The organism is bacterium (assembly GCA_031082185.1).
Taxonomy (GTDB): domain Bacteria; phylum Sysuimicrobiota; class Sysuimicrobiia; order Sysuimicrobiales; family Humicultoraceae; genus VGFA01.
Genome location: JAVHLI010000015.1, coordinates 1 through 11,278 on the forward strand (window position 1 = coordinate 1; position 11,278 = coordinate 11,278).

Consider the following 11,278-nt stretch of genomic DNA (forward strand, 5'->3'; position numbering starts at 1 on the left):
CAGCTCCCGGAGTTCGCCGCCTTCCGCAAGGCCGTGACCGCCGCCCTGCCGGCCCGGCCTCCCGGGGCGCGCCACGCGACCGGTTGCGCCCCACCGCCGCGCGCGTGCGGGCCGGGTTGTATGATTCCCTGGGGGAATGGGTGGTCGGGCGCGCCGTTCTTGACCTGTTCGCGGGGACCGGGGCGCTCGGCATAGAAGCTCTCCTCCGGGGGGCGCGCCGGGCGGTCTTTGTGGAATGCGACGCGGCGCACGTGCGGGCGCTCCACGAACAGCTGAGGCGCCAGGGGCTGGCCCAGCGTGCAGTGGTGCGACGCGAGGACGCGGTTGAGGCGCCGTACCGCCTGGCACGTGCGGGCGAAGTGTTCGACCTGGTGCTCCTGGACCCGCCGTACGGGATGGGGTTGATCGCGCGGTCCCTGGCTGCGATCGTCGACTCCGGGGTCCTGGCCCCAGGAGGACGGGTCGTGGCAGAAGGTCACTGGCGGGACAGGCCTACCCTGCCCCCCGGCCAGGAGATGGCGCGGGAGGCACGGTACGGCGAGACCGCTCTGTGGTTCATTCGCTCGAGCGACGGGCCCCGCTCCTAGCGGGAGAAAGGAGCCTGTGTGCGCATTGCCGTCTACCCAGGTAGTTTCGATCCCGTTCACCACGGACACATTGAGGTCATCCGCAGGGCCGTGTGCCTTTTTGACCGGGTCATAGTGGCGGTCGCGGAGAACATTGACAAGGGTCTGGGCACATTCCCGCTCGAGGACCGCGTGGCGATGCTGCGGGAAGCGGTCGCGGGGATCCCGACGGTCGAGGTGGTGGCCTACAGTGGGCTGACCGTTGACTTCGCACGCACGCGTGGCGCGACCTGTCTGATCAAGGGGCTGCGCGCGGTCGGGGATTTCGACTACGAGCTCAAGCAGTCGGCTATGAACCGCCGGCTGGCTCCTGACCTGGACACCCTGCTGTTCATCGCCGATCCGCAGTTCGCGTTCGTGTCATCGGCGCTCATCCGCGAGGTGGCGGCGTTGGGCGGTGACGTCGGCGGGCTTGTGGCCCCGGCGGTTGCCGAGCGACTGCGGGTCCGTTGGCCAAGGAAAGAATAGCCTGTGGAGACCGTGCTGGAACTGCTCGATCGGACCGAGAGCGTGCTGCGGCGCCACCTGAAGCGTCTGCCGACCGAGCGGCGCCAGGCCATCGAGGACGAGGTCCTGGGCCTGTTTCGAATGGCACGGGCGGCTCTGCCCAGGGAGCTCCATCAGGCCTCCCGCCTCATGGAGGAAGCGGAACTGGCACTGGCGCGTTCTCGCGAGGAAGCCCGCCGCATTGTGCTGGACGCGCAGGCCCATGCTCGGTCGCTCGCCGAATCCGGAGGAGCCCACGGGCGTGTTTCGCAGGGCCCTGCCGCGACCGAAGAGGCAAAGCGCGAATCCGACCGCATCCGTCGTGGGGCAGACGAGTATGCCGCCGCCGTGCTGGCACGCCTCGAGGCGGAGATGGAAAGGATCCTGGCCGCAATTCGCCGGGGACAGGAAGTGCTGCGCGCCCCCGGCGAGCGTGACCGGCGGGCGTGACCGGCGGTCCGGGTGGGGGCGTTCATTGACACCCCAAAAACCGGGTCCCTATAATGGGCATGTTTAGCGAGGCGCACCTGCCGTGAGAGTAGATCTCCGTTCCCTGCGCGCCGAACGGGGCGCTGCGCTCGTGGTGGGTTGTGGCGAGCCGGTGGCGAGCGGGATCGCCGAGATGCCGTTCGTTGGTCCCGTCGAGGGAACCCTCTCGCTCACCAATCTGGGACCGTCCCTGCGGGTGGAGGGCCGGCTGGTGACGCGGGTTGATCTGACGTGCGATCGTTGTGCCGCGCCGTTCCGCGCCGTTGTTGAAGCGCCGGTGCACGAGGATCTCGCGTGGGACGGCGAGGAGTTCCTCTCGACGGCGCAGGGCACCACGGTACTGGACGTTGACGCGCTGGCTCGAGAGATGCTCCTGCTGGCGCTGCCCACGCCGGCGCGCTGCCGTCCCGATTGCCCGGGGCTGTGCGGCAACTGCGGGGCCGATCTCAATGCTGGACGCTGTGCCTGTGAGTGAGTCCGCGCTTGTGCGCTGAGAAACGGGAGGAGATTCTGTGGCCCAGAAGAGACGAGGTCCCAAGTCAAGGACGGGTTCACGCCGAAGTCATTTCAAGGCGGTCCCCCCCACCCTGGTGACGTGCCCGCAGTGCAAGTCCCGGATCGTTCCCCACCGGGTTTGTCCCTCCTGCGGCTTCTACGACGGGCGCGAGGTCGTCGTAATCAAGAGCCGGCAGCCCAAGAAGAAGGAAAAGTAGGGCCCGAGGTGCGAGCCCGGCGATGAGGATCGCTGTGGACGCGATGGGCGGGGACCACGCCCCCCGCGCCATCGTTGAGGGAGCGGTTCATGCCGCCCGGGACTTTGGCGTTGAGCCGGTGCTCGTGGGCATCCCGGCGAGGATCGAGGCGGAGTTGCGCCGCGTCGGTGCGGGCGCGCTCTCGGTTCAGATCGTCGAGGCCCCGGATGTCATAGAGATGCACGAGCACCCGGCAATGGCCCTGCGCCGCAAGCGCCGGTCCAGCATCGCCGTGGCAGTGCAGCAGGTGCGCGAGGGCCACGCCGACGCCGTCGTCAGCGCGGGCCACACCGGCGCGGCGATGGGCGCCGGCCAGTTGATCCTGGGGCGCATCAAGGGGATAGATCGTCCGGCCATCGCCGCGGTGCTGCCCACCGTGGGGGGGCGGCGGGTGGTGCTGCTCGACGCAGGGGCGAACGTGGACTGCAAGCCGCAGCACCTGGTGCAGTTTGGGATGATGGGCAACATCTACGCGCGGGAGGTGCTCGGGATTCCCTCGCCACGCGTGGGCCTTCTCAGCAACGGCGAGGAGGACATCAAGGGCAACGACGTGACGATTCACGCAGCCGGCATCCTTCGTGATTCGGATCTCAACTTCGTGGGCAACATCGAGGGAAAGGACCTCTTCTTCGGCCTCGCGGATGTGGTGGTCTGCGATGGGTTTGTCGGAAACGTCGTGCTGAAGTGCGGGGAAGGGCTGGTCCTGGCGATCCGCCAGATCTTCACCTCCGAGCTTCAAGGCTGGCGCGGCCGACTGTTGGCGCTCTACCTGCTTCCCCTGCTTCGTCCCGCCCGCAGGATCTGGGGGCGGCTCGACTACCGGGAGCACGGAGGCGCGCCGCTGCTGGGCATCAACGGCGTGTGCATCATCGCCCACGGCCGGTCTAACTCCCGTGCCATCCGCAACGCTATTCGCGCGGCGATGGATGCCGCCACGCACCAGGTGCCGGCACGCATCAGCTCCGCCATCCACGGTGAGAAGGCGGCAGCCCTCCCATGCCTCAGGTGACCATGCGCGAGGGCAACGCCGCGAAGAACGGAGGTTACTGATGGCAGTTCGCGGTTCAACCATCGCCGGCATCGGACGCGGGATCCCGCCGCGCGTCCTGACGAACCAGGAGCTGGAACGGATGGTGGATACCAGCGATGAGTGGATCCAGACGCGCACCGGGATCCGTGAGCGCCGCATTGCGGCTCCCGAGGTGGCCGCCTCGGACCTGGCATGCGAGGCGGCGGCCGAGGCACTTGCCGACGCGGGCGTTTCGGCAGACGAACTCGACCTCATCATCGTGGGAACCGCGACCCCCGACATGCTGTTCCCGGCGACCGCGTGCTTGGTGCAGGATCGGCTGGGGGCCCGGCGCGCCGGAGCTTTCGACGCGTCGGCGGCCTGCAGCAGTTGGGCTTATGGGGTGGCGGTGGGGCACGCGGCGGTTGCCTCCGGTAGGGCCGAGACCGTGATGGTCATCGGTACGGAGGTCCTCTCACGGATTACCGATTGGAGCGACCGCGCCACGAGCGTGCTATTTGGCGATGCCGCAGCGGCGGTGATCCTGCGTCCGTGCAAATCCGGGGAGGGATTCCTGGCTTTTCACCTGGGCGCGGACGGCGCCGGCGCGCCGCTCATCGAGTTGCCGGCCGGCGGATCGCGCCGGCCTCCCGGCCACGATACCGTCGCGGCGCGAATGCACTACCTCAAGATGAACGGTCGCGAGGTCTACAAGTTCGCCGTTCGGGCGATCCCGCGGGCCATCGAACGGGTGGTGGAGGAGGCGGGTCTCACGGTTGAGGACGTGGACTGCTTCGTGCCACACCAGGCAAACGTCCGCATCATCGAGGCGGCGGCCGAGCGGTTGGGCCGGCCGTTGGAGCGGTTCTTCATTAACGCGGACCGGTACGGCAACACATCTTCGGCTTCGGTCCCGGTGGCTCTGTACGAGGCCGTGGAGCAGGGGCGCATCCGCCCGGGCAGCTTGGTGGTGTTCGTGGCGTTTGGGGCCGGGCTCACCTGGGGCGCCGGTGCGATCCGGTGGACGGATGATTCGGCCTTGACTCGGCGTTCGGGCAGCAGCACGCCGTGATTGCGTTCGTCTTCCCGGGACAGGGAGCCCAGTACGTGGGCATGGGTGTGGAGCTGGCCGCGCGGTATGTGTCGGCGCGACGCGTCTTTGACGAGGCCAGCGAATCCATCGGGCTTGACCTTCTGGAGCTCTGTCGCACGGGACCGGAGGAGCGGCTACGCCAGACCGAGAACACGCAGCCGGCCATCCTCACTTGCAGTTGGGCGGCTGCCGCCGCCCTGGCCGAACACGGCGTCCGGCCCGCCATGGCGGCAGGCCTCAGTCTGGGAGAGTACACGGCCCTGGTGGCCGCCGGGGCGCTCGCTCTTGTCGATGCCGTTGCGCTGGTGCGGCAGCGCGGGAAGTTCATGCAGGATGCAGTGGAAGGACAGCATACGGCGATGGTGGCGGTGATGGGTCTGCCCGCGGAGCGCGTGGACGAGATCTGTCGACAGACGCCGGGTGTGGTTGAGGCCGCCAGCTTCAACGCGCCCGGTCAGGTTGTGGTCGGCGGGGAGGCGGGAGCGGTTGAGGATGCGTCGGCTCGGCTGCTGGCAGCCGGCGCGCGGCGGGTCACGCGCCTGGCCGTCAGCGCCCCATTCCATACTTCGCTGATGAGGCCTGCGGCCGCACGCCTGTCCGCGGCTTTTGGGCGGGTGAACGTGGCTCCTGCCCGGATCCCGGTCGTGGCCAATGTTATCGCGCAGCCCGTGCGGGAGCCGCAGGAGATACGGGCCGCGCTGCTCGATCAGGTGGCGGCGCCGGTGCGGTGGGAGCAATCGGTCCGAACGCTGCGCGCCCTCGGCGCCTCGGTCTTCGTTGAGGTGGGACCTGGGACGGCGCTGGCCGGGCTCATTCGGCGTACTGTCCCGGGAGCTGTGGTGGTTTCGGTGCAGGACCCCTCGACGCTTGACGCGGCGCTCTTGACCCTCGGACCGGTCACGACGTCGCCCGAGCAGGGGCACGCCGGGAGCCGGAGGTAGCCGGACACCGTGGGCCGGCTTGACGGTAAGGTCGCACTGGTCACCGGTGCCTCGGGTGAAATCGGCAGCCGCGTCGCCGTGGCGCTGGCCTGTGAAGGGGCGGCACTGGTCGTTCACTTCGGAGCGAACAGCGAGGCGGCTCTGACCGTTGTTAGGGAAATCGAGGCGGCAGGGGGGCAGGCCCGAGCGGTCGGCGCCGACCTCTCCAGGCCCGAGGAAGCGGCGGGGATGATCGCCGCGGCCCTGGAGGCATACGGTCGGCTGGACATCCTGGTGAACAACGCGGGGATCGTGCGTGACGGGCACGTGCTGAGTATGCGTGATGAGGACTGGCAGGCCGTCCTGGACACCAACCTCAGCGGGACTTTCTACTGCATCCGGGCCGTGCTGCGCGAGTTCCTCCGTCAGAGGCGCGGGCGGATCATAAACATCACCTCGACCGCCGGGCAGGGAGGCAGCACCGGGCAGGCGAACTATGTGGCCGCCAAGGCAGGGGTCATCGGTCTTACGCGGGCGGTCGCGCGCGAGGTAGGTGCGCGCGGGATCACCGCAAACGCGGTGGCCCCGGGCTACATCGCCGCGGGCATGACCGAGGGTCCGGTACCGGAGGACGTCGAGCGCTACCTGGCGCAGATACCGTTGGGGCGGGCCGGCACAGCGGATGATGTAGCCGCGGCCGTGGTCTTCCTTGCGTCGGATGAGGCAGGGTATATTTCGGGGCAGGTCCTGAACGTGGATGGCGGAATGATCATGCACTGACCGAAGGGGGAAGCGTTCATGGCAACGGTGTTCGAACGTGTGAGGGCTAAGGTGGCCAGTCAACTCACTGTGGAGGAAGACAAGATCTTGCCGGAGTCTTCGTTCATTGAAGACCTGGGCGCGGACTCCCTCGATGTCGTCGAGCTTGTGATGGCGCTGGAGGACGAGTTCGGGATCACGATCCCTGACGACCAGTCCGAGAAGATAGCGACCGTGGGCGACGCCGTGGCTTTCATCGAGCGTCAAGTCAAGGGGTCGGCGCAGTAGCGCCACACGGTGCCTGAGGGCTTCCTGGTATCCGGCGTGCGCAGGCGGGTTGCGGTCACCGGGCTGGGCGTTGTGAGCCCGATCGGAGTGGGCCATCGGGAGTTCTGGTCCGCGCTGCTCGAGGGGCGCTCAGGCGTGGATCAGATCACCGCATTCGACGCCTCGGGGTACTCAACGCGGATCGCCGCCGAGGTGCGCGGCTTCGATCCACTGGTGTTCATGGACCGCAAGGAAGCGCGGCGCACAGACCGATTCGTGCAGTTTGCGTACGCCGCCGGGCGAATGGCGCTCGACGACGCCGGCTATGTCATAACGCCGGCCAACGCGACGCGGACCGGCGTGATGATCGGGTCGGGAATCGGAGGCGCCACGACGTGGGAAGAGCAGCACCGGCAGCTGCTCTTGAAGGGACCCGAGCGGGTCTCGCCGTTCTTCGTCCCTATGATCATCTCGAACATGGCCAGCGGGGTCACCTCGATTCTCACGGGGGCCAAGGGGCCGAGCTCCTGCGTGGTTACGGCGTGCGCCACCGGCGGCAACGCGATCGGTGACGCATCGCGGATGATCGAGCGCGGCGACGTGGACGCGATGCTGGCCGGGGGCTCGGAGGCCGCCATCACGCCGCTGGCGGTGGCGGGGTTCTGCTCGATGAGGGCGATGTCCACGCGGAACGACGAGCCTCGTCGGGCGTCGCGCCCGTTCGACGCCGGCCGGGACGGCTTCGTGATGGGCGAGGGCGCGGGCGTGGTACTCCTGGAGGCGCTGGAGCACGCCGAGGCGCGCGGGGCCCAGATCTACGGAGAGGTAATCGGCTACGGCGCAACCGCCGACGCCTTCCACATCACGCAGCCTGATCCCGAAGGCGACGGCGCGCTGCGGAGCATGGCCACGGCCCTCTCCGATGCGGGGATCACGCCGGAGGAGATTGACTACATCAACGCACACGGTACGAGCACGCCGTACAACGATCGGCTTGAGACGCTGGCGATCAAGCGCCTCTTCGGCGCGCACGCGCGCCGGCTCGCCGTCAGCTCTACGAAATCCATGATTGGGCATCTGATGGGGGCGGCGGGCGGCGTGGAGTTCATCGCGTGCGCGTTGGCGTTGCGCCACCAGATGATGCCGCCTACAATTAACTATGAGGTTCCCGATCCACAGTGCGATCTTGATTACGTGCCGAATCTGGCCCGCCCTGGACGGCTGCGCACGGTGATTTCCAACGCGTTCGGGTTCGGGGGCCACAATGCCACACTCGTGTTGAGGGCAAACCATGCGTAGACCCAAGCGTGCGCTACCGCCGCCTCTCCCGCCCGATGAGACCGGTGCGGTGGGCGAGGTGCTGTCACAGGAACGGCTGGCCAAACTCGCGGCGCTGGAGGAGCGACTGGGGGTGCGATTCCGCGACCGGTCGCTGCTCGACCTGGCGTTGCGCCACGGGTCGTTCAGCCACGAGCGCGGCCAGGACCCTGCCAAGAGCTATGAGCGGCTGGAGTTCCTGGGGGACGCGGTCCTGAGTCTGGTGGTCGCCGACGACCTCTACCGCAGGAACCCAGAGATGGACGAGGGGGGGCTGGCGAAGAACCGCTCGCGACTGGTAAACGAGGGGGCGCTGGCCTCATTCGCCCGCCGGTTGAACATTGGCGAATACCTGATGCTGGGCCGGGGTGAGGAGAAGGGAGGAGGGCGGCAGCGCGCCTCGATGCTGGCCGACTCCGTGGAGTCGGTCCTGGGCGCGGTCTACGTGGACTCGGGCTACGGCGTGGTGCACGCCCTTTTGATACGCTGGCTCGGAGAACTGGCTGAGGACATCCAGCGCGTCGGAGACGACTTCAAGAGTCAGCTTCAAGAACGGTTGCAGCGACGCCGCCAGATGCCCAAGTACCGCATCGCCCGCGCCGAGGGCCCCGAGCACGCGCGGACATTTTCCGCCGTCGTTGAGGCCGCCGGCAAGCCGATCGGAGATGGCGTCGGCCAGAGCAAGAAGGAGGCGGAACAGGCTGCCGCGGCCGATGCGCTGCGCCGGCTCGACAGCGGGGCTCAGTGAAGCGGCTGTGGGCCCCGTGGCGGTTCGCCTATATCGCCGCCCCTGCCGTGACCGGCTGCGTTCTCTGTGAGGCGCCGGCCTCAGGTGACGACCGGGCCGTCCTGATCCTGCACCGCGCCCAGGATGCCTACCTCATCCTCAACCGATTTCCCTACAACACCGGCCACCTGATGGCGGTGCCGCTTAGGCACCTGGCCCGCCCCGACGAACTGACGCCACGCGAGGGCGAAACGCTGCTGGCGCTCGTGAGTCTGGGAGTTCGGGCGCTGGAGCGTGCCATGGAGCCCGACGGGTTCAACATCGGCATGAACCTGGGCCACGCTGCCGGCGCCGGGATTGCCGATCACCTGCACCTGCACATCGTCCCGCGCTGGTCGGGCGACACCAACTTCATGCCGGTTCTCGGCGGCGTCAAGGTGCTTCCTGAGCACCTGGATGATACCTATCAGCGGCTGGCCTCGGCCCTGGCGTCCCTGACCGGGCCCGGCACGGCCTGAGGCCGCCCCTGCCCCAACCGATGCGCTTTGGAACCCGCCGGACCGTTCTCGTCGCCCTGGTCCTTGCCACCGCCGTTGTGCTCGTCCAGCCGGCATTCCTGCGGCAGGACACCAGGCCCCCGGGATTTCGGGCGGACGTGCTCGTGGTAGGCGGAAGCCCCTCCGGCGTGGCCGCGGCGCTCGCGGCGGCGCGCCAGGGCATGGTGGTGGTCCTCGTGGAGAGCCGCCCGTTTCTGGGGACGGTCATGACCGGCGCCATGCTCAACATGGTGGACATGAGCCGCGGACCCAACGGGGAGAACCTCATCAAGGGGATCTTCTTAGAGATCTATCGGGAGATCGGGGGGATCACCTTCGATCCCCGCAGGGTTCATGAGATCCTGCGGGCCAAGATAGAGGCCGAGCCGGGGATAGTTTCCTTGTTGGGCATAGAGCACACCGAACCCATCGTTGTGGAGGGCCGTGTCGGCGGGGCACGGGTGCGGCTCTCGGATCAGGCGATGACCCCGATCCATGCCGTGGTCACCGTAGACGCCACCGACGACGGCGACCTGGCGGCTGCCTCCGGCGTGCCGTTCACGTACGGCCGGGAGGCCTCCGGGCTGGATCGCCGGGCGATGCCTGCGACGCTGATGTACCGCGTGGCCGATGTGGACTGGCCGGAGATCATCCGGTACGCGCGTGCCCACAGGCGCGGCCGGCAGCCCAGCGGCGCCTTCCACGGATACGCCTGGGGTTCCAGGGAGGCGATGCGCGGGTACCATCCCGCCGATAGGCGGCTTTCGGCGCACGATCTGAACATCGGCAAGCTGCCCGACGGGACGGTGCTCATCAACTCGCTGCAGATCCACGATGTGGACGGCACGGACCCGGCCTCCCGTGCCGACGGCTACGCGCGCGCGGTTGGGGAGGTCCCCAACAAGGTATCCTACCTGCGGGCCAACGTTCCGGGGTTCGCCGGTGCGCGGCTGGTTGAGGTGGCGCCGGAGCTCTACATCCGTGAGACGCGGCATCTCGCCGGGCTCTACACGCTGACCGGAAAGGACATCCTTGAGCGCACGCGCTTCTGGGATCGCATCGGCGCCGCGTCCTATCCGATAGACCTACACCAGTACGTGCAGGGCGAGCAGTACCCCTACCGGCCGGCAAGGCGGGAGTATACGATCCCGCTCCGTTCGTTGATAACCGCGAGGATAGACGGCCTGTTCGTGGCGAGCCGTGCCTTCTCGGCCACCTACCAGGCCGCGGCCTCGGCCCGCGTGATTCCAACCACGATGGCCATGGGAGAGGGCGTCGGCGTGGCCGCGGCCGTGGCCGCCGCGCACAGCGTGACCCCACACCAGCTCGCGCAGCGGCAAGACCTCGTCCGCGAGGTGCAGCAGCGCCTCCTGCATGCGGGCGCGCGGATTGACTACTGACATGGACGGGCCGGTCGGCCCGAGAGAGGGTAGCGTCGTGTCCCTGCCCGATGTTCTGACGCTGGCCTACCACGCACGCGAGCCACACCCCAGGGAGGTGCCGCTCGAAGCGGTCTACCGCGACCTGGAGGCACCCGCGCCGACGGGCCGGCCCCACGTTATCCTCAACATGGTCCAGACCCTGGACGGCGCCGTGGCCGTTGAAGGCAAGGCCTGGCAGATCGGCTCCGAGGTGGATCACTACCTGTTCAGGACGCTGCGCGGATGGGCCGACGCCGTGCTCTGCGGCGCGGGCACGCTGCGGCAGAACGACATCGTGGCCGTCACGCACCCGCACCTGCAGGCTGCGCGTGCGGCCGCGGGCCGACCTGCCAATCCCGCGGCGTTCGTCGTCTCCGGCCGGGCCGAGTTCTCCGATGCGGTGCTGCGCAAGCGCTTCTTTGCGCACCGGGATTTCGCATCGGTCGTGGTCACGACCGAGCTGTCACGGGCGGCGGATCTCCGGCGGGTAGAGGAAGCGGGCGCCGAGGTCTGGGTGGTCCCGGCTGCCGCGTCCGGGGAGGTAGATCTGGAGGCCGCTCTGGGGCTGCTGGCCGACCGCGGGTTCGGAAGGGTACTGGCAGAGGGCGGACCGGTTACCAACCGGCGCTTGGTCGAAGCGCAGGTCCTGGACGAGCTCTTCCTGACCGTGTCGCCGCAGGTGGCGGGTGTTCCTACGCGCTCCGGGGTCCTGGCCGGGATCCTGGGCGGCGCTCAGGTGGGGCTTGCTCTGATCAGCGAGTTTCAGTACCGGGACCCGACTCTGCGAGAGTGGTACCTCAGATTTGCCGTAGCCCGCTGATTCCCTCTCCTGTTCGGCATTGACATACGAACACCTGTTCGTATAATCGGTGTGGA

Annotated in this window: 15 protein-coding genes; all 15 read left to right on the forward strand. The window is 68.3% G+C overall.

Features of this window, described 5'->3' with window-relative positions:
- Positions 1 to 587 (forward strand): RsmD family RNA methyltransferase (locus RDU83_11970; GenBank protein MDQ7841722.1); only part of this gene is annotated, 587 nt, incomplete at its 5' end.
- 18 nt (positions 588 to 605) lie between these two features.
- Positions 606 to 1,094, forward strand: coding sequence for a pantetheine-phosphate adenylyltransferase (gene coaD, locus RDU83_11975; GenBank protein ID MDQ7841723.1), 489 nt, complete (start codon positions 606 to 608; stop codon positions 1,092 to 1,094).
- A gap of 3 nt (positions 1,095 to 1,097) precedes the next feature.
- Positions 1,098 to 1,562: a hypothetical protein gene (locus RDU83_11980; GenBank protein ID MDQ7841724.1), complete on the forward strand. Its 465-nt coding sequence runs from the start codon at positions 1,098 to 1,100 to the stop codon at positions 1,560 to 1,562.
- Positions 1,563 to 1,644: 82 nt separating this feature from the next.
- Positions 1,645 to 2,076, forward strand: coding sequence for a DUF177 domain-containing protein (locus RDU83_11985; GenBank protein MDQ7841725.1), 432 nt, complete (start codon positions 1,645 to 1,647; stop codon positions 2,074 to 2,076).
- A gap of 37 nt (positions 2,077 to 2,113) precedes the next feature.
- Positions 2,114 to 2,314, forward strand: coding sequence for a 50S ribosomal protein L32 (gene rpmF / locus RDU83_11990; protein ID MDQ7841726.1), 201 nt, complete (start codon positions 2,114 to 2,116; stop codon positions 2,312 to 2,314).
- A gap of 22 nt (positions 2,315 to 2,336) precedes the next feature.
- A complete protein-coding gene (gene plsX, locus RDU83_11995) occupies positions 2,337 to 3,362 on the forward strand; it encodes a phosphate acyltransferase PlsX (protein MDQ7841727.1) in 1,026 nt (341 codons plus the stop codon).
- 40 nt (positions 3,363 to 3,402) lie between these two features.
- Positions 3,403 to 4,434: a beta-ketoacyl-ACP synthase III gene (locus RDU83_12000; protein ID MDQ7841728.1), complete on the forward strand. Its 1,032-nt coding sequence runs from the start codon at positions 3,403 to 3,405 to the stop codon at positions 4,432 to 4,434.
- Positions 4,431 to 5,396, forward strand: coding sequence for an ACP S-malonyltransferase (gene fabD / locus RDU83_12005; GenBank protein ID MDQ7841729.1), 966 nt, complete (start codon positions 4,431 to 4,433; stop codon positions 5,394 to 5,396). The genes RDU83_12000 and fabD overlap by 4 nt, the downstream gene beginning before the upstream one ends.
- Before the next feature lie 9 nt (positions 5,397 to 5,405).
- A complete protein-coding gene (locus RDU83_12010; protein MDQ7841730.1) occupies positions 5,406 to 6,155 on the forward strand; it encodes a 3-oxoacyl-ACP reductase family protein in 750 nt (249 codons plus the stop codon).
- Positions 6,156 to 6,173: 18 nt separating this feature from the next.
- On the forward strand, positions 6,174 to 6,422 hold the full coding sequence (locus tag RDU83_12015) for an acyl carrier protein (protein MDQ7841731.1): 249 nt from the start codon (positions 6,174 to 6,176) through the stop codon (positions 6,420 to 6,422).
- A gap of 36 nt (positions 6,423 to 6,458) precedes the next feature.
- Positions 6,459 to 7,700, forward strand: coding sequence for a beta-ketoacyl-ACP synthase II (fabF, locus tag RDU83_12020; protein ID MDQ7841732.1), 1,242 nt, complete (start codon positions 6,459 to 6,461; stop codon positions 7,698 to 7,700).
- Positions 7,693 to 8,466: a ribonuclease III gene (gene rnc, locus RDU83_12025; GenBank protein MDQ7841733.1), complete on the forward strand. Its 774-nt coding sequence runs from the start codon at positions 7,693 to 7,695 to the stop codon at positions 8,464 to 8,466. Before fabF ends, rnc begins: the two co-directional genes overlap by 8 nt.
- A complete protein-coding gene (locus RDU83_12030; protein ID MDQ7841734.1) occupies positions 8,463 to 8,963 on the forward strand; it encodes an HIT domain-containing protein in 501 nt (166 codons plus the stop codon). The genes rnc and RDU83_12030 overlap by 4 nt, the downstream gene beginning before the upstream one ends.
- A 20-nt stretch (positions 8,964 to 8,983) precedes the next feature.
- The gene (locus tag RDU83_12035) at positions 8,984 to 10,381 is read left to right on the forward strand and encodes an FAD-dependent oxidoreductase (GenBank protein MDQ7841735.1); all 1,398 of its coding nucleotides are present in this window, start codon (positions 8,984 to 8,986) and stop codon (positions 10,379 to 10,381) included.
- Positions 10,382 to 10,418: 37 nt separating this feature from the next.
- On the forward strand, positions 10,419 to 11,222 hold the full coding sequence (locus RDU83_12040) for a dihydrofolate reductase family protein (protein MDQ7841736.1): 804 nt from the start codon (positions 10,419 to 10,421) through the stop codon (positions 11,220 to 11,222).
- Positions 11,223 to 11,278 lie beyond the last annotated feature (56 nt).